20 protein-coding genes are annotated in these 24,628 nt (G+C 39.5%); 16 read left to right on the top strand and 4 right to left on the bottom strand.

The window, feature by feature from the left end; translation table 11 throughout:
- Positions 1-137: 137 nt before the first annotated feature.
- From D0469_RS18870 to D0469_RS18855, 4 genes are all read left to right on the top strand, one after another.
- Positions 138-1,751 (top strand): long-chain fatty acid--CoA ligase, encoded by a 1,614-nt coding sequence (locus tag D0469_RS18870; protein WP_117328283.1) that lies wholly within the window; start codon positions 138-140, stop codon positions 1,749-1,751.
- 357 nt (positions 1,752-2,108) lie between these two features.
- Positions 2,109-2,759, top strand: coding sequence for a DsbA family oxidoreductase (locus tag D0469_RS18865; RefSeq protein ID WP_117328282.1), 651 nt, complete (start codon positions 2,109-2,111; stop codon positions 2,757-2,759).
- Between the two features lie 37 nt (positions 2,760-2,796).
- Positions 2,797-3,102 carry an iron-sulfur cluster assembly accessory protein gene (locus D0469_RS18860; RefSeq protein ID WP_117328281.1) on the top strand — a complete coding sequence of 102 codons (306 nt, stop codon included), beginning with the start codon at positions 2,797-2,799 and terminating at the stop codon, positions 3,100-3,102.
- Positions 3,103-3,130: 28 nt separating this feature from the next.
- A complete protein-coding gene (locus D0469_RS18855) occupies positions 3,131-4,129 on the top strand; it encodes an NADPH:quinone oxidoreductase family protein (RefSeq protein WP_117328280.1) in 999 nt (332 codons plus the stop codon).
- 811 nt (positions 4,130-4,940) lie between these two features.
- Here D0469_RS18855 and D0469_RS18845 read toward each other — a convergent pair.
- On the bottom strand, positions 4,941-6,251 hold the full coding sequence (locus D0469_RS18845) for a UDP-glucose dehydrogenase family protein (protein ID WP_117328278.1): 1,311 nt from the start codon (positions 6,249-6,251) through the stop codon (positions 4,941-4,943).
- A gap of 1 nt (position 6,252) precedes the next feature.
- On the bottom strand, positions 6,253-7,158 hold the full coding sequence (gene galU / locus D0469_RS18840; protein ID WP_117328277.1) for a UTP--glucose-1-phosphate uridylyltransferase GalU: 906 nt from the start codon (positions 7,156-7,158) through the stop codon (positions 6,253-6,255).
- Between the two features lie 427 nt (positions 7,159-7,585).
- On the opposite strand from galU, the gene D0469_RS18835 reads away from it, so the two are divergent.
- Complete coding sequence (locus D0469_RS18835; RefSeq protein ID WP_117328276.1) at positions 7,586-8,605, top strand: NAD-dependent epimerase; 1,020 nt, start codon at positions 7,586-7,588, stop codon at positions 8,603-8,605.
- A gap of 237 nt (positions 8,606-8,842) precedes the next feature.
- On the opposite strand, the gene D0469_RS18830 is transcribed toward D0469_RS18835, so the two are convergent.
- Entirely contained in the window at positions 8,843-9,361 is a 519-nt protein-coding gene (locus tag D0469_RS18830; protein ID WP_117328275.1) for a P-loop NTPase family protein, read from the bottom strand.
- A gap of 305 nt (positions 9,362-9,666) precedes the next feature.
- The gene (locus D0469_RS18825; protein WP_117328274.1) at positions 9,667-10,464 is read right to left on the bottom strand and encodes a glycosyltransferase family 8 protein; all 798 of its coding nucleotides are present in this window, start codon (positions 10,462-10,464) and stop codon (positions 9,667-9,669) included.
- Between the two features lie 284 nt (positions 10,465-10,748).
- Between D0469_RS18825 and D0469_RS18820 the strand changes: the two genes are divergently transcribed.
- From D0469_RS18820 to D0469_RS18770, 11 genes are all read left to right on the top strand, one after another.
- Positions 10,749-12,119: a glycosyltransferase gene (locus tag D0469_RS18820; RefSeq protein WP_117328273.1), complete on the top strand. Its 1,371-nt coding sequence runs from the start codon at positions 10,749-10,751 to the stop codon at positions 12,117-12,119.
- 341 nt (positions 12,120-12,460) lie between these two features.
- Positions 12,461-13,468 (top strand): LacI family DNA-binding transcriptional regulator, encoded by a 1,008-nt coding sequence (locus D0469_RS18815; protein WP_117328272.1) that lies wholly within the window; start codon positions 12,461-12,463, stop codon positions 13,466-13,468.
- A 428-nt stretch (positions 13,469-13,896) separates the two neighbouring features.
- Positions 13,897-15,069, top strand: coding sequence for a substrate-binding domain-containing protein (locus tag D0469_RS18810; protein ID WP_117328271.1), 1,173 nt, complete (start codon positions 13,897-13,899; stop codon positions 15,067-15,069).
- Positions 15,070-15,219: 150 nt separating this feature from the next.
- A complete protein-coding gene (locus D0469_RS18805; protein WP_199478572.1) occupies positions 15,220-16,719 on the top strand; it encodes a sugar ABC transporter ATP-binding protein in 1,500 nt (499 codons plus the stop codon).
- Positions 16,700-17,692, top strand: a complete 993-nt coding sequence (locus D0469_RS18800; RefSeq protein ID WP_117328270.1) for an ABC transporter permease — start codon at positions 16,700-16,702, stop codon at positions 17,690-17,692. The genes D0469_RS18805 and D0469_RS18800 overlap by 20 nt, the downstream gene beginning before the upstream one ends.
- Before the next feature lie 571 nt (positions 17,693-18,263).
- Positions 18,264-18,584, top strand: a complete 321-nt coding sequence (locus D0469_RS18795; protein ID WP_117328269.1) for a putative quinol monooxygenase — start codon at positions 18,264-18,266, stop codon at positions 18,582-18,584.
- Positions 18,581-19,381 carry an SDR family NAD(P)-dependent oxidoreductase gene (locus tag D0469_RS18790; RefSeq protein ID WP_117328268.1) on the top strand — a complete coding sequence of 267 codons (801 nt, stop codon included), beginning with the start codon at positions 18,581-18,583 and terminating at the stop codon, positions 19,379-19,381. The genes D0469_RS18795 and D0469_RS18790 overlap by 4 nt, the downstream gene beginning before the upstream one ends.
- 380 nt (positions 19,382-19,761) lie before the next feature.
- Positions 19,762-20,934 carry a Gfo/Idh/MocA family protein gene (locus D0469_RS18785; RefSeq protein ID WP_117328267.1) on the top strand — a complete coding sequence of 391 codons (1,173 nt, stop codon included), beginning with the start codon at positions 19,762-19,764 and terminating at the stop codon, positions 20,932-20,934.
- Positions 20,931-21,902 (top strand): sugar phosphate isomerase/epimerase family protein, encoded by a 972-nt coding sequence (locus D0469_RS18780; protein WP_117328266.1) that lies wholly within the window; start codon positions 20,931-20,933, stop codon positions 21,900-21,902. The genes D0469_RS18785 and D0469_RS18780 overlap by 4 nt, the downstream gene beginning before the upstream one ends.
- Positions 21,903-22,310: 408 nt before the next feature.
- Entirely contained in the window at positions 22,311-23,117 is an 807-nt protein-coding gene (locus D0469_RS18775) for a sugar phosphate isomerase/epimerase family protein (RefSeq protein ID WP_117328265.1), read from the top strand.
- A 79-nt stretch (positions 23,118-23,196) separates the two neighbouring features.
- Positions 23,197-24,360 (top strand): levoglucosan dehydrogenase, encoded by a 1,164-nt coding sequence (locus D0469_RS18770; protein WP_117328264.1) that lies wholly within the window; start codon positions 23,197-23,199, stop codon positions 24,358-24,360.
- Positions 24,361-24,628: the final 268 nt, after the last annotated feature.

Below are 24,628 nucleotides of genomic sequence, written 5' to 3'. Positions count from 1 at the left end.
ACTATTCCCTGTTCCGAATTAAATAAGCAAACAACTTACTTTTTTTAAAAAAATTAGAAAGCAAAGAGGGTTTTTAATAGGTGCATCGAATCATTATAGTAAAAAATATGAAAACGTTTTCAAAAGGAGGGTTTTTTATGATGAATACTCCATTGCTTATGACACAAATGATTGAGCGGGCTGAAAAATATTTTCCAAAAAAGAAGGTTATTTCAAGGACAGACCGGGGCATACATACGCTGACCTATAAAGAGATAGCAGAAAGGACCCGGAGACTGGCCAGCTGCTTTGAGCAATTCGGTATTGAAACAGGAGATCGTGTGGGCACTCTTGCTTGGAACCATCACAGACATTTAGAGGCATACTTTGCGATTCCGTGTTCAGGTGCCGTACTGCATACGATCAATATTAGACTGTCCCCTCAGCATATTGCTTATATCATTAACCATGCAGAGGATAAATTGCTGCTGGTTGATGCGGATATTGTGCCGCTATTGGAAGCGATCAAGGATAACCTGACCACGGTAAAGGGCATAATCATCATGACTGACGGAGAGCTTCCGGAAACCACTTTGTCGCCGGTTTTTCACTATGAAGAGCTGATTGCAAAGGGGAATCCAGCATTTGAATTTGTTACTGACCTGGATGAAAATGCTCCGGCTGGCATGTGCTACACGTCTGCAACAACAGGAAATCCAAAGGGTGTTGTCTATTCCCACCGCGGAATCGTAATGCATAGCATGGCGCTTGGACTCGCAGATATGGCAGCACTATCTGAAAGGGACGTGTCGATGCCGGTTGTACCAATGTTCCACGTCAATGCCTGGGGACTTCCTTTTGCAGGTGTATGGTTTGGCACTGATCAGGTGCTTCCAGGCCCTTATTTCACGCCAAAAATTCTCGCTGAATTAATTGAAAATCATAAAGTTACGCTCTCTGCAGGCGTTCCGACCATTTGGCTGGGTCTCTTAAAGGAGCTTGAAGAAAATACCTATGATACAAGCAGCCTGCGAGCGGTCATTTGTGGCGGATCGGCTGCTCCGAAGGGCATGATCAAAACGTTTGAGCAGAAGCATGGTATTCCATTCATGCATGCCTATGGAATGACCGAAACGAGCCCGCTGGTCATTTCCTCATCTTTAAAAAGTTATCAGGATGAGCTTTCAGATGAGGAAAAATATGAGCTGAAAGCAAAGCAGGGAGTTGTCGTCCCAGGGATTGAGATCAAGATTGTCGGTAAGGATGGCGAAGTAAAACCTGACGGGAAAGAAATGGGTGAGCTGCTGATCAGGGGACCATGGATTGCTTCGGAATATTATAAGGATGACAGGACGGATGGGGCATTTAGGGATGGCTGGCTTTATACCGGTGATGTCGTGACGATAGATGAGGAGGGGTTTGTAAAAATCGTCGACCGTACGAAGGATTTAATTAAGAGCGGCGGAGAGTGGATTTCCTCAGTAGACCTTGAAAATACATTAATGGCTCATGAAGCGGTCTTTGAAGCAGCGGTTATTGCGGTCCCGCACGAAAAGTGGGCAGAAAGGCCGGTTGCCTGTATTGTACTGAAAGAGCAGTACCGAGATTCTGTAACTAAAGATGATATTATAGATTTTTTAACACCTCAATTCGCAAGATGGTGGCTTCCTGATGATGTTCTTTTCTTAAACGAAATTCCGAAAACATCTGTCGGGAAATTCCTGAAACGCCAGCTCCGCCAACAGGTGAAAGAGATCTACGCAAAGTCCTAGAGAGTATCAATTATCCGATAATTGAGTTTTCATGTGCACAGCACTCTTCGGGGTGCTGTTTTTAAATTAATCTACTTCAACATAATGTGATGCGCTAGTGTGCGGTCAGTAATTTATTTTGAAGGAAAAAAGTCCCGTGAGCATTGTACCCCAGCACCGTTCAAACCTGTTGGAGTGAATGCCGCAAGAGGCTGGAATTAAATATAGTCTCAACCTTTTGCTGCTAAAATGGGGACACCTGCCTGGGCTGAACTGAGCAATTGCGTTTTCTTTTCATATAAGGCAAGTTGTTAGACATCCTATTATTATTGGAGTATAAGAGAAGTAACCAACAAAAAAAGATGGAAGGGTTGCACAATGACACTAAAGATTAAAATCTACTCGGATTATGTGTGTCCGTTCTGTTTTCTGGCAGAAAAGCCCCTGGAAGAGGCGGTGAAGGGAAAAGACGTCGAGATTGAATGGATGCCCTTCGAATTACGGCCTTATCCTAATAAAACCTTGCGTCCAGAAGAGGATTATCTGCAAACTACCTGGAAACAGTCTGTTTACCCTATGGCAGAAGGGATGGACATAGACATTGTATTACCGAAAGTATCACCGCAGCCATATACTCACCTAGCATTTGAAGGCTTTCAATATGCCAAGGAAAAAGGTAAAGGGAATGCATATAATGACCGGATGCTCAGGGCGTTCTTCCAGGAAGAACAGGATATTGGTGATATAACAATACTAACAGAGCTTGCTGGAGAACTTGGTTTGGATAGAGCTGAGTTCAAGGACGCATTGGAGACAAGGAAGTATAAGGAAGCCCACGAACGGGCGCTTAATCATGCTTATAATGATGTTGGAATTCAGGCAGTTCCTACGTTTATCATAGGAGACACAAAAACAGCCGGAATTCTTTCCAAAGAAAGATTGGCAGCTATCATTGATGAAGAACTTAAAAAACTAAAGACCGATGACTTTCCCGAAGGATTGTCATGCGGTATGGATGGTTTTTGTTAAAGAAAATGTAAATTTACACCTATGGGAGGAAATCAACATGAATGTTAAGATCAACCGTAATGCTGCAAAGGAATTAAAGAAAATGCTTGCTGGCGAAGAAGCAGAGGGAAAGATGATCCGCGTCATTATTACCCAGATGCACGGTGACCATGCCCACTATGATGTAGTGCTTGATACACCAACAGAAAATGATGAGATCGTAAAAACGGACAAAGACATTGATATTTTGCTCGATAAACGGGAGGAGTTCCTGGACGGCGTCTGGATCAAATATTTCTATCTGCCACAGGAAGGCTTTGAAATAACAAACAGCTCAAAAGGCTGGCACAATCATCATCATTAATCAGTTTTCACGGGAGGGTGAAGCTTGGATGAAGCAATTTAAAGCATTGGTAGTGGATAAAACAGAGGATAGTTTTTCACTTGCTATTAAATACCTATCACTAAATGACTTGCCTGAGGGTGAAGTTGTGGTTAAGGTCGTATATTCCAGCATCAATTATAAAGATGGACTGGCTTCTATACCAAACGGAAACATTGTTAGATCCTATCCTTTTGTACCCGGTATTGATCTTGCTGGAGTGGTCGTTTCATCTGCAGACTCTCGTTTTAATGAAGGAGATAAAATCATTGCCACAAGCTATGATATTGGCGTCTCCCACTTTGGGGGATTTAGCGAATATGCCCGCATTCCCGCGGACTGGATTGTTCCGCTTCCAGAAGGATTAACATTAAAGGAAGCGATGGTCTATGGTACAGCGGGGTTTACGGCTGCATTATCGATTCAGCAGCTGGAGAATGCCGGCTTAACACCTGAAAAAGGCACTGTTCTGGTAACCGGAGCAACAGGAGGGGTGGGCAGCGTTGCTGTGGCTATGCTTGCCAAAAGAGGATACCAGGTAGCTGCAAGCACTGGTAAAGAGTCGGAACATGATTATCTGCGTTCCATTGGGGCAAACGAGATTCTCTCACGTGAAGATGTATATAGCGGAAAAATAAAAGCTCTTGATAAACAGATTTGGGCCGCTGCGGTAGACCCGGTCGGAGGGGAATCACTTGCAGCAATCCTAAGCAAAATCAGCTACGGGGGTTCTGTCGCTGTGAGCGGCTTAACTGGCGGTACAGCAGTGCCTACAGCTGTGTTTCCATTCATCCTTCGGGCTGTAAACTTGTTGGGAATCGACTCCGTCAATTGCCCAATGGAAATCCGTAAACCATTATGGTTACGGATGGCAACGGATCTTAAGCCCAAAGGCCTCCTTGAAGATATTCAAAAGGAGCTTGCCTTTGAAGAGCTGCCTAAAGCGCTTGAAACAATTTTGAAAGGGCAGGCAAAGGGAAGAATGATTGTGAAAATCGGAGAGGAATAAAGAAAAAGCGCGAACGGAGTATCCTTCGCGCTGTTTGCTAATTTACTTTCACTATAATTCCATATTCATGATTCAATAGCTCAGCAAGATCGGAGTCTTTGATAGTATATCTTTCTCTCATCCTTTATCATTCTTTATTTTCTTCTATAGTCGGGCGAAATAACGGAAATTACTTATTCGCCAGCAGGTCGAATAATTGGATCAGACTGCCGAATTGTCCATAGGTCATAATTAAACTGCCGCTCTCTATATATGGCCTGTTTCAGAATGAGTCGTAATCAATTCCTGCACTTTTGAGAAAATCACAGACCGGTTTTTCCTGAAGTTTGAGGATATGAATTTGCTGGAGCAATAACACAACTGATTTCTTGAAATTTTCAAACTTTCCAGGAAAAAATTGCATAGCTTTTCATGTTCTCTTAAGACCATATCCACGAATTCCAAATCCAGCTGCCCGAGATATCTTAAAGATCTGATACATACCTCGATAACCGGGTGCTTCTGTTGAATAAAGACTCTATTTCTAGATCCTTCTTGTACTTTGCCTATATGGATTGGATGTTCCTGATGGAACAAGATTGAATCCGGATCAAACACGAATTTGGCGCCTCTTTTTTGAAGCCTTGGCTTTTTAGAATATCAAATTACATTGTTTTTTTTAAATAACTTTTAAAGCATGAGAGAGGCTGTCCCAATGTAATCTTTTGGGACAGCCTCTGCCAATTATTATGCTTTTTACAGTGTTTCTCCACAAAACGAACTTCTTTACGGAATGGAGGTTCTCTCATTTCTATTCTTAGCATGCTTCAATTTATGCTATTCCAACAATCATATCGGGTCTCCCTATCGAATAATATTCGATGGTCTCACAAGCTTTTATTCGATCTTCTTTAAAGCAATTTCTTCCGTCGAAAATAATTGGATGTTTCATTTTTTTCAATACGGTTGGTAAATTGAGCTGTTGAAACTCTTGCCATTCTGTCACGATAAATAGGGCGTCAGCATTCCATACCGCTTCGTCGACTGAGTTAGCAAACAGAATCTTATCCCCTAAAATTCCTTTTGCATTTATCATTGCAGCGGGATCATAAGCTACTACTTCTGCTCCTAGACTGGTTAAAGATCGCGCAATATTAATGGATGGTGCTTCTCTCATATCGTCCGTATCAGGTTTGAAAGCTAGGCCAAGCATCGTAATTTTTTTTCCTTTTAATTTCCCAAAACGGATTAGCGCTTTCTTGACGAGTAGATCTTTTTGAGACTCGTTAATCTCTATTGTTTCTTTTAACAAGGATGAATTTATTCCATATAAGCTAGCAGTATGATGCAATACTTCCACATCTTTTGGAAAACAAGAACCACCATAACCAATTCCAGGCTTCAAAAAAGCTTCTCCAATCCTTTTATCTTTCCCCATACCCTGTGCTACATCTTCAATATTTGCTCCCACTGCTTCGCAAATGTTCGCCATTGCATTAATAAAGCTAATTTTGGTCGCCAAAAAAGCGTTCGAAGCATACTTAATCATTTCCGCACTTCTTATGCTAGTCAATAAAATCGGCAAATTAAGCGGACGGTACATTTCTTGTAATTTCATGGCTGCTGCTTTATTTTCATAACCAATGATAATTCGGTCTGCATTCATCGTATCGTGAATCGCGGAACCTTGTCTTAAAAATTCGGGGTTTGAGATGATTTGAATTGAAAACCCACATTCTTTCTCAATCGTTTTTTTTATATATTCATTTGTACCAACTGGTACCGTACTCTTAATGACAATAATTGAACTTTCGGCGATATACCCAGATATATCCTTTGCGGCCTGCTCAATATAGGATAAGTCAGCTTCTCCGTCCTCTCGCTGAGGAGTTCCTACGGCAATGATAATGATTTCTTTGTCCTTAAGTTCTTTCCGATCCGTTGTGAATCGAAGTCTTCCTGCTGTTATATTTGAGGCTAGCAAAGCCTCTAGACCAGGTTCATAGATTGGTAAAATCCCTTGACGTAAATGTTTAATCTTCTCTTTATTTATATCAATGCAAGTGACATTATGTCCGATTTCAGATAAACAGACACCCGTCGATAGTCCAACATAGCCTGTACCTAATACAGCTATTTTCATATCAATCCATCACTCTTTTACTATTGTGTGATTTATATTTCTTAATTACATCCTGTAAATAAGCTAAAACCTCTTGTTTTGTATCGTCTCTTTCCAAAGCAAAATCGATGGTTGCTTTAATAAATCCAATATTATCTCCAATGTCATAGCGTCTGCCCTCAAATTTAGAGGCTAAAACAGCTTGTTGTTTATTCAGCGTATTAATCGCATCTGTCAGCTGCAATTCATCGCCTTGTCCTACTGGGATCTTTTCTAAAATATCAAAAATCTCAGGTGTTAACACATATCGTCCCATAATTGCATATCTTGAAGGGGCTTCTTCTATGCTTGGTTTTTCTACCAAAGATTCAATATGGAAGAAATTCACTTCGTTTACCGGCTCTTTCGGCTTAATTATTCCATATTTACTGACGTCGTTATAGGGAACGGGCTGGACTGCTACCACTGGGCTGTTATGATTTTCGAATAATCTGATCATTTGTTTCAGGCAAGGCGTTTCGGACATAACGATGTCATCTCCCAGCAAAACTGCAAAAGGTTCGTCGCCAATAACGCTCTTCGCACATAGAATAGCATTTCCTAGCCCCTTTGGTTCTTTTTGGCGGACATAAACGATGTTTACCAAATTGGATATTTTCTGAACATCCTTTAATATTTCTAACTTATTTTTTTTCATAAGTGTATCTTCGAGTTCATAGGATTTATCGAAGTGGTCCTCTATTGATCTTTTTCCTCTGCCGATAATAATGATAATTTCCTCAATCCCCGAAGCGACCGCTTCTTCAACAATATATTGAATGGTAGGTTTATCAACAATCGGCAGCATTTCCTTTGGTTGAGCTTTTGTTGCTGGCAAAAAACGAGTTCCGAGGCCAGCCGCTGGAATTATGGCCTTACGGATTTTCATATGATGACTCCTTTCTTGACTTTCTAATCCTTTTTATATGCAAAGGGACAGCCAACGGTCACGATAAAAACCTATATTAATATCAAATATTATCTCTTATTGGTAAAGACCTACGTAAGTGCATCTATTTCTGAGGTCCTTATGAAGATTCCTTAGCCAGGTTAAGCGTTTGGCTGGAATAGTTTTAGCGCGCCATATTATAACGGAATGAATAAGCAAGCTTAGGAAGCCGCGCCCAAACTTTTAAAGGAATTTCATGTTTTTAATAAAGTTTCATTCCGATTTGTCCAACCCTTCCTCCCGATTTTGCATAATGTATTTTAAATCCGATTACAGCACCCGTACACAATGTCGAGACGAAGAATTATTTGCCATCAGATATTTCAAATAATGTAAGCTGGATCAGAAAAAATGGAAGGGGAAAACAATGAATATTTTAGTGACAGGAGCAGCAGGTTTTATTGGATTTCATCTTTCTAAGCGATTGTTAGCTCAAGGTTATCATGTTATCGGTGTAGATAATCTTAATGAATATTATGATATTCGTTTAAAGAAAGAGCGGTTAAAGCTATTAGAAAAACATAATCATTTCAAGTTCTTTAAAATAGACTTGGCAAACCAAGACCTTATAAATTCAATATTTGAGGAAAAAGCAATCAAAATTGTCATCAACTTAGCTGCCCAAGCTGGAGTTCGTTATAGTCTTCACAATCCACATTCTTATGTCCATTCAAACCTATTTGGATTTATGAATATATTAGAGGCATGCAGGCACTATCAAGTAGAGCACTTGATTTATGCATCATCAAGTTCTGTTTATGGAGCAAATTCAAAGGTTCCTTTTTCCACTACAGATTCCGTTGATCACCCTGTTAGTCTCTATGCTGCCACAAAAAAATCTAATGAATTAATGGCTCATACCTATAGTCATTTATTTAATATTCCAACCACTGGTCTTCGTTTCTTTACAGTGTATGGCCCTTGGGGAAGGCCAGATATGGCATATTACTCATTTACTAGAGATATTATGGAAGGGAATAAAATAAAAGTATTTAATTATGGAGACATGAGCAGAGATTTTACTTATATTGATGATATTATTGAAGGAATACTGAGATTACTTAATAATCCGCCGCAATCAAATAGTGAATGGGACAAAGAAAACCCTGAACCAAGTTCAAGCAATGCACCTTACAAAATTTATAATATTGGCAACAATAATCCAGTAAAGTTAATGGTTTTTATTCACATATTAGAGAAGTTAATTGGAAAAAAAGCAAAGGTGGAATTTTTACCAATGCAGCCAGGTGACGTTAAGGAGACTTATGCTGATATTACGGATTTGCAAGAGAATATAGGGTTTTCTCCCACAACAACATTAGAAACAGGTTTAGGTTATTTTGTAGATTGGTATAAAAAATTTCATTTAAAGGACCAATTAAAATAACTTTTCTCTTTTGGATAAGTTGCACCCCTTAAAGCAGATGTTGAAATCCCGGTTGGGGCAACATTGTTTTAAGGGGTGATTTTTATGCTTATATGTTACCTTCCTAAAATGTCCCCAACTCCTGTAATAAGAGTAAGTTTTAGCGTGTCACGAAAAAGTCGTGTTACTCATATTACGCTGATTAATTGGGACCCCATCATTTAAGCCTGTTAGTATAAGAATGGTTTTTATTATTCGTCAATGTAACCTGTTCTGTTCATGAATCCAATCTCTTATTTGCTCAGCTACTTCCGTTACATCGGTTATGGAAGTATCAATGATTGGCATTTGTGGCTCATATTTATCGGCTATTTCAATAAACCATTTTGCTAACTTATTAATACGCCTAATCTTTTCGTCTTTGACTGTTTTTCTTTCACGTAATCGTATCTCACGGGTTTTTTCATCACAATGTAAAATCAGGTAGTAAATGTGCTTAAAAAAGCGGAAGTCCTTGCATAATTCAATATCTTCAGGTTTTATTAATCCGCATATTATAGTTTTTCGTCCACTTTCAGCGATATTTCGTGCAACACGAAGCCAAATGCTTTGTATTTGAAGCTTGTCTACCTTGCCAGAGTCGTCTTTCAAAAACTGTAAAATACCATCATAATCCAAAACAACATAGTCTGGCATTATTCTCCGTAGTTCCTTGATAACGAAGGATTTGCCCGAACCACTAGCACCTGTAATGATAAATAAGGGAAATTTTGACATATCATAATTCTCCTTTGCTTATCAGTTTATTATAATAACATATGAATAAATTCTCGTAGGGTATACTGTTTTTGCCCGCTTATTAAGGCTTAAATTTATAGTATGCTGTGTACCCACACTCAAAGGCAAGCGGCAATTATATAATGATAACATTGGATTCTAAACAAGATGACTCCGGCACATCACAAATACCGGAGTCATCTTTTTCTGCTTAAATGTTTCAGCTGCTAATTTAAACTTTCCACTTGGCATATTTGACAGGTGTGTGGAAATAAAAATAAATGTATGCAAATTGGTCCGATATTTTAATTTTTCTTTAATTTCTTCTTCATTTTTTTCTTATATTTAAAGTATTCATCGCGAAGAGGATGCTTTGAACTCCACCACGGTTTACTATCGTTCCCTGTGTAGTGAATAATAGCCGGTTCTAACCGAAGGTCACTGAAATAAACATGTTTTGACTGATAATTCCATTTTGCGTCAAGTTGAAGCCATTTATCATGAAGAATAGCATTCATCGGATCTTGGCTGGGATAACGAATAATTTCCTGGTTCTTATTCATAAATTCAATAATTTGGTTTGTAATGTTGTGCTCTCTCCATTTTTTTAAATTCAAGACTAATACACCGGCATTAAAGTAATCGCAATCTTCCGGAATAGAAAGGTCGGAATGTCTTAACTTATTTACCCCTTGCCAAGCATCTATCACTGCTGACAGAAAGTAATTATCAATATCGATATCCCATAATTCAGTGATGTCTTCTTTAATTATCATATCAATGTCCAAATACATGACTTTTTCAATGTCTTTTTCCAGCAGGTCTGGAATCGAAATTCGATGATATGTTTCCTGAGTAAGATGCTGAGTAAGGAAGTAGCCATCATATAGGGTCGGATCAATGGTTAAGAATTTGATTTCAGCGTCGAATCGTTTAACAATTTCCGTTAAGAGGGATTTATTTTTCTTAGAGATTTGACTATCAATAATATAAATGATGACAGGATTCGTAGATGCCTTATTTTCTAGCATGGAATATAACATAACTCCAAGATGTTTGGCAAAATCATCATTCACGGCTGTTACAACATGAATCGTGCTCACTGTTCTCCCACCTCTTTATTCAATGTTTTAAACTTCTCGGAATTTCATTTCTGTTATTGACTCTAGTGTTTCTAACTAGGGACTTTTGTGTTCTCCGTTTTGCCTATAAAATCGACTATCTATATACTCTATTCAAAAACAGCGTGGTTAGTGTGGTAAAGATGCCTAATTACTTCTAGACCGGAGATCACTTTTTTAATATTTAAACATTTATCCATGTCAAGAAGTCTGATTTTACATAATGTAAATAAAAAGAAAAAGTAATAAGTAAAGGAGCTGACAAAATGTCAGTCAACGTAAGCGAGAAAGTTACCGCCATAATTAAAACATTTGAACGTCCACATTGCCTGGATCTGCTCATAAAGAGTATAAAGGAATTCTATCCTAGCCTGCCTATTATTGTAGCGGATGATAGTAAATCTCCGATTCCCCGCACAGATGTAGAGTATCATGTTCTTCCGTTTGATGGAGGCCTGTCAAAAGGTCGTAATTTTCTAGTGAAGCAAGTGAAAACTCCATATTTTTTATTGCTTGATGATGATCATTTTTTTATTAACGAGACTAAAATTGAATCTTTGCTTGATGTTCTTGAAAATTCTGATATAGATATTGTTGGTGGTCGTTATATTCAGACAAACGGGGTAAGAAATTCACAAGCAGTTTTTGAGATAAAAAATAATGAGCTCATTTTAAAAGCTGCGCCGTATGGAAAAGAAGGTGAGGTGGAATTGTATGATAATGTTGCCAACTTTTTTTTGGCAAAAACAGATAAATTACAAAACCATATATGGGATGAAAGGCTAAAATTGGGGGAACATTGGGATTTTTTCTTAAGTCATAAAGGAAATCTTAAAGTAGCGATGCATCCGGAAATTTTTCTGTTTCATACAAACGACCGTTCAAATGGTGAGTATAACGAATATCGGAATCGAGAATACGAATTTTATAGACAAATGTTTATGACAAAGCATGGTATCTTAGATATTAAAAGTGAACAAAAGCGTTCTCCTATTAAGGACGTAAAGAAATACTTGAGCTCAGAAACAATTGAAACCTATTTTAGTGACCTTATTCAGGGAGTTGAAATGGCGGGAGATTTTAAATCTATTAGTGTTAACCGTAGGAAAGGGGAAAAAGTTGAAATTGTTCATAATCCAACCTCCTATCCATTAGTTGGACGGGGGAAGCAGGGTGCCGTTTTTAAAATTTCTTCGGATAAATGCGTAAAAATTTACCCCAAAAAAAGGAACGCCCTGAACGAAAGCGAAGTATTAAAAGCTGCACAAGATTCCCCTGTTGTTCCAAAACTTTATGAAGCTGGAGAAAACTATATCGTTATGGAGTACATTGAGGGTTCTTCTTTGTACGAATATCTTAAAGCAAATCGAGTTTTAACCGAAAAAATTACCAATCAAATCCTATTCTTACTAAAAGAAATGAAGCGATTAAAATTTACCAGGTTGGATGCTAGGTTAAACCACATCTATGTAACTAACCAAGGGGAGCTTAAAGTAATAGACCTTGTGACTCATTTTAAAAAAAAGGTTGACAGGCCTGAGATTCTGATGGAACATTTAAAAAGATTGGGTTTATTATCGTCGTTTTTGAAACAGGTAAAAAATATCGACCCCCAATCCTATCAGGAATGGAAATAATTTGTATAGAAAAAAACTCCCTGCAGCCTACAGGGAGTTTTAGTTTTTACCATAAATATATTGATCCCAAATCATTTATTCATATTAAAGATAATGCTATTAGTTTCCGTAGAATCGGAAACTGGAAAAGTTTCTAGGATAGACAAATTCTACCTTATGTTTATATTTTTAATTAATCTGACATGTGTTTTTATTTACAGGCAAAGAGGATATCCATGTTGACAGATGTATGTTTTTAAACAAATTCTAATTATAATAAATTTTGTAACAAAAGATTGCGCACTGAAATGTAATCGGTTACAATAACTTCATAAGATAGTAATTTTGAAGGGAAATACAAAATGGTAAGAATAGTTGATGTTGCCAAAATGGCAAATGTCTCTACAGCAACAGTATCCAGGGTGATAAGCAACACTGGGAGTGTAAAGAGCGGTACCGCAGAAAAAGTTTTAGAGGCGATTCAAAAACTGAACTATCAGCCCAATTTGCTTGCAAGACAGCTAAGAAGACTGGAAACAAAAACAATTCTTGTCGTTGTTCCTGATATTACAAATACTTTTTTCTCCAATGTCCTGAGAGGAATAGAGGCAATTGCAAGTGAACACGGCTATCAGGTTCTTCTTGGAGACACCGAGAATATTGTTGAAAGAGAAAGCGGTTACTTAACTATTATCCGCCAAAAAAAGGCGGACGGCATGATCCTCTTAACAGCGAGAAGCAGTCAGAATTTATTGGAGGAAATAGCTCAAGAATACCCTGTAGTGCTGGCATGCGAATACATTGAAGGCTCGAAGCTTCCGACCGTTTCAATAGATAATATCAGCAGCGCCAGAAAGGCTGCAGATTATCTAATTGGATTAGGCCATAAGAGGATTGCGCATATTTCCGGCCCTCTTGGAGTAGTAGTGGGACGGGACCGGTTAAGAGGATTCCAGCAAGCGATGATTCAGAACGGCCTCACTGTTGAGCCATTCCTTGTCCAGGAGGGAGACTTCACATTTGAGAGCGGCTTCAACCTCATGATGAAATTCTTGGCTTTAGAGCACCCGCCGACAGCGGTGTTTGCCGCAAATGACGAGATGGCGATCGGAGCGGTTAAAGCCATCAAATCCAAGAGATTAAAGGTTCCTGAAGATATCTCGGTTGTGGGCTTTGATGATATCAAGTTTGCATCTGTTTTCGAACCTGCCATCACCACGATAGCCCAGCCGACATTTGAACTCGGAAAAATAGCGATGGAATTATTGCTGAAGCTGATGAATAACGATGAATTGGAAAAAAAGCAGTATATGCTGGAGGATAAGCTTGTTGTACGAGAATCCTGCAAAGCTTTAGAAAGAGAAATGTAAAGGAGATAAAAGCCTTTCGTTCTCTTTTTAAGTAGAAATTATGTAAACGATTACAGTCTAACTGCTCTGATAATATTTGATAATAAAAGAAAACCTATGTAAGGCATAAAAAATGTATTAAGAGTTTACCACAAAATGTAATCGATTACACTTTGTGGGTCCATTAAAGGAGGTGAAGCTGTTCAGCAGTGGAACTGGCTAATCTTTAACGGTATTAATCAAATATGTTTTAATAAAAAGAATTTTATAATGATGAACACCATAGGAGGAGGGCACCACAGTTTACTTCATTGATTAAGGTGCTTACTGAAGCAAATGTGAAGATCGGTTTATGTTTGAACTGAACAGAGGTCCTAATCTTAAAAAAGCGTTGAAATGAGCAAAGACTTACATTTGAAATACACGCTAACTATTAACGGGGGGTTACCATGAAAAAAACTTATTTTAAATTCGCATCGATTCTATTTGCTGGCAGTATTGTTTTGGCAGGCTGCGGTCAACAAAGCGCTTCTACGTCAGGAGGCAAGGAGAATAAAGAGCCGGAAGTAACGCTTTCAACTACCGGACCGCTTACAATTAACCAGGATATTCCCGGAGATCAGGAAATCTTGAGTAAGGGACCTAATGGTGAAACGGCGGTTTCTGCAAAAACCTTGCAGCTGACCGAAGAAGAAGTTGCCAAAGTAAAGGAAGGCAAATATAAAGCTGCGATTGTTATGCACTATGCCGGAAATGACTGGGCAACGGCTCAAATTGACGGGTTAAAAGCAGCGTTCCAAAGACTTGGAGTAGAAGTTGTAGCAGTTACCGATGCGCAGTTCAAGGCTGAAAAACAAGTTTCAGATATCGAGACTGTTTTAGCTAAAAAGCCGGATATTATAGTAGGGATCCCAGTTGACCCAGTGTCAACTGCAGGAGCATTTAAAAAAGCATCAGATGCAGGAGTTAAAGTAGTATTCATGGACAATACGCCAAGTGGCTTAACAGCAGGCAAGGATTATGTCAGCGTTGTTTCTGCTGATAACTACGGTAATGGGGTACAGGCTGCCGATATCATGGCAAAAGAGCTGGGTGAAAAAGGGAAGATTGGTGTGATCTATCATGATGCTGATTATTTTGTAACTAAACAGCGTACAGAAGCATTTGAAAAAACAGTAAAAGAAAAATATCCGGAAATGAAAATTGTGGCACGTGGTGGAATTGCTGCACCAAATGATGGTGAGAAAGTCGCTTCAGGTATGCTGACAAAAAACCCTGATCTTGATGGCATGTTTGTAGTATGGGACGTTCCGGCTGAGGGTGCTTTGGCAGCCGCTCGTACTGCAGGGAAGAATGACCTTGTTATCACAACGATCGACCTTGGAACGAATGTAGCTTTGGATATCGCGCAAGGTGGAAATATTAAAGGCTTGGGTGCACAGCTTCCGTTTGACCAGGGAATTTCAGAAGCCATTCTGGCTGCATATGGCTTGCTTGGTAAAGAAGCCCCTGCCTATGTCGCAGTTCCGGCTTTAAAAGTAACTAAAGACAATGTACTTGACTCTTGGAAACTAGTTTACTCTAAGGACGCTCCTGAAACGGTCCAGAATGCCGCAAAATAATTTCTAGCAATACTTACACTAAAGATGGCTGAATAGAGCAGCAAATGCTGAAGCCGTTTCCAAAATTAGCTTGATATAACAATAACGTAAACTGCAAATACCATAGAGGCTGCTCAGCCGAGCTGCCTCTTCAAAAAGAAGGTGAATTGGTTGGAACAAACGATGCTTTCAATGAAAAATATTTCAAAGGCCTTTAATGGGATAGAGGTTTTAAAGTCAGTTGATTTCTCCGTCGAAAAAGGCGAAGTTCATGCCTTAATGGGGGGGAATGGTGCAGGTAAATCTACATTGATGAAAATATTAACCGGTGTGTACACAGCTGATGGCGGAGATGTATTTATTGAGGGGAAACCGGTAACAATCAATGACATGAAAGATGCCAGAGCTAATAAGATATCTATGATCTTTCAAGAATTCAGTTTAATTCCGACATTGACCGTTGCAGAAAATATCTTTTTAACAAGAGAAGCAAAAACTTCATTAGGATTGCTCAATGACAAAGAGTGTGTTGAAAAAACAAGGGATCTTTTAAAAGAGTTAGAGGTTGATATCAACCCAAATGAATTAGTAGGAAATCTTGGAGTTGGATATTGGCAAATGACTGAAATTGCAAAAGCCCTCTCGCAAGAAGCGAAAATTTTAATTATGGATGAACCGACTTCTTCATTGACCAAGAATGAAACGGAAATTCTTTTCAAGTTCATTAACAAGCTAAAAAGAAAAGGGATTTCTATTATATATATATCACACCGTATGGACGAGATATTTGAGATTTGTGACCGAATTACCATTTTACGCGACGGTAAAAATATGGTTACGGAAAATTGTAAGGATATCCCTTTAGAAACTGTGATCCAGCATATTGTTGGTGCGGAAATGGATAAAGCTTTTGAATGGCAGGAACGGTCTTATCCGCACGGTTCAAACCCAATATTGGAAGTGAAGAATCTAGCTTCCGGTTCTAGGGTCAACGATATAAGTTTCAAACTGTATCCTGGTGAAATTCTGGGTATTGCAGGCTTGATGGGAAGCGGAAGATCGGAAGTGGCCCGCTCAATCTTTGGAATAGACCCAATTGACAGCGGTGAGGTTTTTATTAAAGGGGAAAAGCAATCGATTAAAAATCCGACAGATGCCATTTCAGCAGGCCTCGCTCTAATTCCAGAGGATCGAAGGGTGCAGGGGCTTGTGCTCGCCCATAGCGTTAAGGAAAATATGATCCTTCCAATCCTCTCCAAACTTAAAAAAGGACCATTTGTTGATGATCGCAAGGCTATAGAATTATCCAATGAATTAGTGAAAAAACTCAACATCAAGACGGATAATATTTATAAAACAACCAGTTTGTTATCAGGCGGCAACCAGCAGAAAATTGTGCTGGCAAAGTGGCTGGCAAATGATCCGGATGTTCTGATATTGGATGAGCCTACCATTGGTGTGGACATTGGTGCCAAGACAGAAATTATTGATATCATCCGTGAACTTGCTGATAGCGGAAAATCGATTTTAGTTATTTCATCAGAACTTCCTGAACTCCTCGCGGTAAGTGACAGAGTCATCGTATTGCACGATGGAAGAGTGGTTAAAGAACTAAATAGAAAAGAAATTCAAGCGGAGGAGGAACTTCAACATGCTATCCAAGGATATTAAAATGAAGGATCCCATAAATGCAGCACCTTATAAATCTGGAAAAACATTTGATTGGCGGGACTATATTGTATATATTGCCTTCGTAGGTGTTCTCGTCTATTTCTCTATTAGTTTATTTGATGAAGGCTTTTTATCATCGCAAAATTTAATGAATATTTTCCGTCAAACGGCTATGATTTCAATCATGGCAGTCGCTATGACATTTGTTATCAGCACCGGTGAAATTGACTTATCGGTTGGTTCCATCACAGCCTTGGCTTCTTTGACTACAGCATTGGCCATACAAGCCGGATTTGGACTTTTTGGCGGCGTTGTTGTTGGCTTGGGAACTGGAATTTTAATTGGGCTCATTAACGGTCTTCTTATTACAAAAGTAGCTATCCCTTCTTTCCTTGTTACACTTGGGATGATGGGAATTGTCCGGGGATTGGCGATGTGGTCCACCAATACAGCACCTGTACCGATTCTTGACCAAAACTTCAATTTCTTTTTCGGTTCCGGTGATCTTGGCCCGATTCCGATTTTGCTGGTTTGGACTTTTGTATTTGCATTAGTGGGACATATTCTGCTGCGAAAAACTTCATTTGGCAGACAAACTCTTGCTACAGGCGGTAATGAAAGCGCCGCTAAATTCTCTGGGGTAAAAACCGCGAAAGTTAAACTGATGGTATTTATCGGTACAGGATTAGCAGCCGGGTTCGCAGGTATTTTATACGCAGGCCGTATGCAGGCAGGCCGGTATACATTTGGTGAAGGCGATGAGCTTTCCGTTATTGCTGCTGTCATTCTGGGCGGAACGGCCCTTGCTGGCGGAGTAGGAACAGTTGTAGGGACAGTTATTGGATCCTTAATGATAGGTACGATAAATAATGGGCTAATCATCATGGGACTTGACGTTAGCCAACAAATGATTGTCAGAGGTTTGATTATTATTTTAGCAGTTGCTATCGGTCGTAAAACGATTAAACGATAAGGACTGACTGTGAAATGCGCATAGCATAGATTTTCAAACAGAGGGTGCCCTATTTGGGAACATCCTCTGTTGCTGCTGGTTCATACTCGATTCTTATTTGATACTAGATTGAATTAGATAAAAATTTTGTGATACAAATGGCCAGTGATGACGCAAAGGATTCACCTCATAAATGGATATCGGATGATGTCTAGCTTCAGCGCCCAGCCCGTCGAGGTCAAAAACAATCGCTTCTGAAGGCAAAAAGGGTCCTCTGTCAGCTTGTCTTATGCTGTATTGTGACCAAAAGCCGTCACAACTCTGTCAGACTTGCACAGGACAAGGAACACTTCGTCAGCGATACCTCGCACGAAACAAAGCGGCAGCTTTGTGAGGATGTGCTGACGTCGACGTTTGGCACAGGACGTGGCAGAAGTTAGTCGGTTCCTTAGTCGGGCGCTTGCGCTTTTCTGACAATTTACTAAGAAACGGATAAGCTGCTTAGGCATCAAGCTGAATGTAAGACTTTATTTAGTAATTAGGAGATAATATGTATTACGTATATGAAACTCAGGAGGAGGAGGAACCCTGCATGATAATCATTCACGCATATTTCAAGGTTGATCCGAAACAGCGTCAAGAATTTCTTGAACATGTTAAACAGGTAATGGCGCCATCTCAAGCTGAAGAGGGAAATATAACCTATGAATTTTTTGAGAAACCGGACCAGTTAAATTCTTTTGTGTTTGTAGAGAAGTGGAAAGATCAAGAAGCTATTCAGGTACATGAAGAAACTGCTCATTTTACATCTTTCGTTAAGGATATAGAGTGCTTTTTGCTTGAAGCCATATATGTAGAATCTTTCGAAGCATCAGCTTTGAATAAAGATGATGAAAGGAATGATAACGAGTGAAGCTGGATTTAGAGAACAAAACAGCCCTTGTAACCGGGGGAAGCAAGGGAATTGGTAAAGCCATTGCAAAGGCTTTGGCAGCTGAAGGAGCCAATGTTGTTATCTGTGGCCGGGGCATCGAAGCTTTGAACGAAGCAGAAACTGAAATAAAGCAGAGCGGTGGAAGCGTCCTTTCAATTCAAGCGGATTTATCCAAACAGGATGATGTGGACAAACTGGTTTCAGGAGCTATTGAACGCTACAAAACAATTGATATTCTTGTCAATAATGCAGGTGTCGCGAGTGGCTTTGATGATTTTGAATCCTTGGAAATAGAGGACTGGCAGAGGCTTTTTGATATTAACCTATTTGGAGCGGTGCGCATAACAAAAGCGGTAATCCCTTATATGAAAAAAGAAAAATACGGTCGGATTATTAATATATCTTCGGAATCTGGCATGCAGCCCGATGCATTTATGCCTCATTATAATGCTTCAAAAGCGGCGCTTAATAATTTTACGAAAAGCCTATCCAAAGCATATGCCGATCAGGGAATTTTAGTAAATACCGTTTCTCCGGCTTTCATTATGACTCCAATGCTGGAGAACCTGTTAAAAGATAATGCCGAAAAACAGAAAATAACCTATGAGGACGCGGTTTTGCAATTTTTAAAGGAAAATAGGCCTCATGTTGAAGTAAAACGTCCAGGAACAGTAGAAGAAGTGGCTTCCGCAGTAGTGTACCTTGCATCAAGTCAAGCTTCCTTTATTAATGGAGTCAACCTCCGTGTAGATGGCGGTTCTGTAGCAAGTCAATAAAAAGAGACAATTAAAATTCGCGTCGCATGGTGGGTTTGTGTAGTTATTAAGTCGTTTTCGATACAAATTAACAAGAATACGCTAAGGTGGGCTGACCTATACATAGCTTTTGGTCAGCCTTACATTATGTCTGCCGGATATAAGAGCGGTATTTTGCAAAAGGCTTTGAAAAAACAATGCAAAAGTGTTGCTTGATTAAATGTAATCGATTACAATAAACATATAGATTGATCAAGCAACAATATAACACTAGTGAAAAAATTTTTTTATTAAAATGTAATCGATTACAACTAATTCTTAGTCTCGAAATAGAATAACTTACATGTCTGATGGCAAATACGTATTATAGAGCACTAGTATGGTAATGAGGAGGACAACCAATGGAAAAAATTAAAGTGGGAGTTATCGGAACGGGTTTTATCGGACCAACTCATATTGAAGCAATCAGAAGGCTTGGTTTTGTAGAAGTAGTGGCTCTGGCGGGGAGCAGCCAGGAATCAGCGGAAAAAAAAGCGGCTGAACTTGGAATTCCAAAAGCGTATGGCGATTTCCGCGACATGCTGAAGGACAGTGAAATTCAGGTTGTCCATAATTGTACGCCGAACAATCTCCACTTTGAGATTAATAGAGAGATTATCTTGGCAGGTAAGCATGTGCTATCTGAAAAACCGCTCGCTATGGACAGCAAAGAATCCGCCGAGTTACTGGCATTGGCACAAGAGCATGGTGTCGTCCACGGTGTTAACTTTAATTACAGACAGTTCCCTAGCGTGCAAAACCTTCATGCAAAAATCGGACACGGAGATCTGGGCAAGGTGAATTTGGTCCATGGAAGCTATCTGCAGGATTGGCTTTTGTATGAAACAGATTATAATTGGCGCTTAGCCCCTGAGGTAGGCGGCAAAACACGTGCTGTCGCGGACATCGGTTCCCATTGGTGCGACACCGTTCAATATGTGACCGGGAAAAAAATAGTCGAGGTATTTGCCGATTTAGCCACAGTGATTCCGGTAAGAAAGAAGCCAATGTCGAATGTAGCTACATTTGGCGCACAGAACACTGAAGAAGTCATATATGAAGATGTTCCGATTCATACAGAGGACTATGCATCCGTGCTTGTCCGCTTTGAAGATGGATCAAAAGGTGTATTTACAGTATCACAAGTAAGTGCTGGACGGAAAAACAGACTTAGCTTTGAAATTTCCGGAAGCAAAAGCTCTGCATTCTGGAATCAGGAAGAACCTGAAAAGCTGTGGATTGGTCATAGAGACAATCCAAATGAAATGCTTCTCGCCGACGCAGCTCTGTTTTCACCGGAAGCAAGATCAGCGATCCATCATCCTGGCGGCCATAATGAAGGCTGGCCAGATGCTTTAAAAAATATGATGCTGAATTATTATACCTTCATTAGAGAAGGCAAAGATCCGGCGAAGGATAAAACAAATTTTGCGACATTTGAAGATGGTCATATTTCAATGTGCATTACTGATGCGATTCTGGAAAGCCATCAACAGCAAAAATGGGTAAAAGTTCAACAGGAGGTTCAATCATGAAACTAGGTGTATTTACTCCGCTTTATCAGAATCTGCCTTTTGAAGCAATGCTGGATAAGCTTGCTGAAATGGGAGTAGAGACAGTTGAATTGGGGACAGGTAATTATCCGGGGAACAGCCATTGTAACCCGGATGAGTTATTAAACAGCCCGGAAAAATTAAAGTTATTCCAAAATGCAGTCAATAGCAGGGGGTTGACGATTAGTGGTTTAAGTTGTCATGGCAACCCTCTTCATCCAGATAAAAAGGTAGCAAAAGAATCACATGAAGTCTGGAAAAAAACTGTCTTGCTGGCAGAACGGTTAGAGATTCCAGTAATTAATGGTTTTTCGGGATGTCCTGGCGACCATCCTGGCGCAAAATTTCCAAACTGGGTAACGTGTTCCTGGCCACCTGAGTATACAGAAATTCTAAATTGGCAGTGGAATGAGATAGTAATACCTTATTGGAAAGAAGAAGCAAAGTATGCCGAGTCTCATGGAATCAACCAGATTGCGTTTGAAATGCATCCGGGGTTTGTGGTTTATAATCCTGAAACATTATTGAAATTAAGAGCGAATGTAGGACCAGTAATTGGTGCGAATTTTGATCCAAGCCATCTTATTTGGCAGGGAATAAATCCGGTAGAGGCCATAAAAAAACTTGGACAGGAAAAAGCAATTTTTCATGTTCACGCCAAAGATACGTATTTGGATCAAGCTAATATTCAAGTTAACGGTGTTTTGGATACCAAGCATTACAGTGATATTGTAAACCGTTCATGGTCATTCAGGTCAGTAGGATATGGCCAGGATGAAAAGGCATGGAAGGATATCGTAAGTACTCTTCGGGCTATAGGTTATGACTATGTGATATCAATTGAGCATGAGGATATGCTTGCTTCCGTTGATGAAGGCCTAGGTAAGGCAATCGGCTTGCTTAAAAGCGTGATGTTCAAGGAACAAATGACAGAAATGTGGTGGGCGTAAGGTTCTTCATCTATAAACAACAGAGCTGCTAAAATGAGGCAGTGTTATTTATAGATTGATAGAATTGTAATTTGTCCAAAAAAGGAAATTAAAAAGTAAGATAAAAAGATTGTATTTATCAATGTAATCGATTACAATAGTTTCATACAGTATTAATTGTTCAAACAATGTTCAATCGATATGAAGGCTGAAAACGGTATCATTATACTAAAAGACAAAAAAATGAATGATATGTGTTTGTGAATATTATCAATCTTTTTTTAAAAGTTGATGTAATCGATTACATGTTTTTCGGGATACATTCAGATGACTAACAATCTGTGATGTTATGAAGACCTTAGGAGGTGAGGCGGCACGCAGCTTCAATTCATAACAAAACCTTTTTAAATAATAGTGGAGGGATAAATAATGAAACTAGGCTATCAAACAAATACATGGGGCGGCGTAGTTGGCCATCCTGCCGGCGTTACTTCAGTAAAGGATCTGTATTATCTTACTCCAGGTTCTACAGAAGAAGCACTAAGGGATATTGCAGCTGCAGGGTATGAAGGTTTCGAACTATTTGATGGAAACCTAATGCAGTATATAGATAAGAAAGAAGAATTCAAGTCACTAATGAATGAACTCTCTTTGAAATTTGTTGGCGTGTATACCGGTGGAAACTTTATTTTTCCTGACATATTAGAAGAAGAATTGGCCAAAATTGAAAGCGTTGCCGCATTTGCTTCTGAACTAGGCGCCGAACATCTTGTTATCGGCGGTGGAGCCATCCGTAGCAATGGCGTTAAAGAGAGCGATTACAAAGCATTAGGGGATGCTCTTAACACAGTTATAGAGATCGCTGAAAAATACAACCTTGTACCAAGCTATCATCCGCATCTTGGTACATGTGTCCAAGCTCCTGAACAGCTAGATAAACTTATGCCATTAACAAAGATAAATTTAGTGCCGGACACTGCTCATATTGAAGCAGGCGGCGGAGATCCGGTTGAGGTTATTAAAAAATACGCAGATCGTATTAAATACGTACATTTTAAAGATTATAAAGACGGTGAGTTTTTGCCATTAGGCGAAGGAAATCAAAAATTTGATGAAATGCTGAAAGTTCTAAATGAAGCAAGCTATGACGGCTGGATTACTGTAGAGTTAGACAGCTATGCTGATCCAAAAAAAGGCGCTGAAATTAGCCGTAAGTTTTTGGCGGACCTTGTGTAGGTAAATAATCCAGAAGTTTCATGAATATATGACAGAATAACTTAAATCATTATCAGTTAATTTAGAGGAGGACAAAATCATGAAAAAATTGAACGTAGGTATGATTGGCGGAGGATTTATGGGGAAAGCGCATGCACTTGCATATGCAGCAATGCCAATGTTTTTCTGGCCGGCACCGGCAATCCCGCACCGCCACACAGTTGTGGATGTTAATGAAGAATTGGCAAAAGATGCAGCTGCAAAATTAGGATTTGATAATTACTCAACTGATTGGAGAGCGGTAGTCAACGATCCGGAAATCGATATCATTGACATTTGTACTCCAAACAATACTCACGCTGAAATTGCAATTGCCGCGGCAAAAGCCGGAAAACATATTATTTCTGAAAAACCGCTTGCCCTCGGTGCGGAAGAAGCAAAAACTATGCTGGAAGCTGTACAAGCTGCAGGCGTAAAACATGCGGTTGCTTTTAATTATAGAAGAACCCCTGCTGTTGCACTTGCTAAAAAATATATTGAAGAAGGAAGAATCGGAGAAATCCTCAGCTTCCGCGGCACATATCTGCAAGATTGGTCTGCTGATCCAAACTCACCGCTTTCATGGCGTTTCCAGAAGAAAATTGCCGGATCTGGAGCTTTAGGTGATATCGGAACACACGTAGTTGATTTTGCCCGCTATCTTGTTGGGGAAATTACAGACGTAAATGCCATGACAAAAACATGGATTCCGGAACGTCCAATACAATCCGGCGGAGTAGACAAGCTTGGTACTGTTAAGAGTGGTGCAGAAGATACTCCAAAAGGAACCGTAGATGTAGATGATGAGTTCATCACAATGGTTAAGTTTGATAACGGAGCAATCGGAACGATTGAAGCAACACGTAATGCATGGGGACGCAACAACTTCCTTACTTTTGAAATCCATGGTACAAAAGGTTCCCTTGTTTTCAACTATGAGCGCCGTGACGAGCTTCAAGTATCTTTCGCTGATGATCCAAGCGATGCAAAAGGTTTTAGAACAGTTTATACTGGTCCGGCTACACCATATGGAGAAGCATTATGGCCAATTCCTGCACTCGGTATTGGTTACGGAGAAACAAAAATCATTGAAACTCACGACTTCTTTAAAGCGATTGTAGAAGACACGCAAGCTTCCCCAAACTTCAATGATGGATATCAAATCGAATTGATTGCGGATGCCATCCTTGAATCAGCTGAAAAAGGTCAATGGGTAAAGCTGTAAATAGAAACAAAGTGGGCAGATTTTAATGTACTAGGGGCTGCTTTCAAGCAGCCTCCTTAAGATTTTGATGTGGAACGGCAATTTTTATTTACTTACGAAAACGTTTACACAAAAAATAATGATATCCATCATAATAATTACAAGTTATCAGTGAAATTAAGAAACAAAACAGTATGTCACGGAGCCAAGGAACATTCCCTTGTCTTCCAGAAAAAAATTATTAAAAGATTCGTGCTTTTTTCATAACGAATGTAATGGAAGCTCTGAT

Origin of the sequence: Peribacillus saganii, assembly GCF_003429095.1 — a bacterium.
Lineage (GTDB): Bacteria > Bacillota > Bacilli > Bacillales > DSM-1321 > Peribacillus > Peribacillus saganii.
This window is presented reverse-complemented; position numbering and strand designations above follow the sequence as displayed.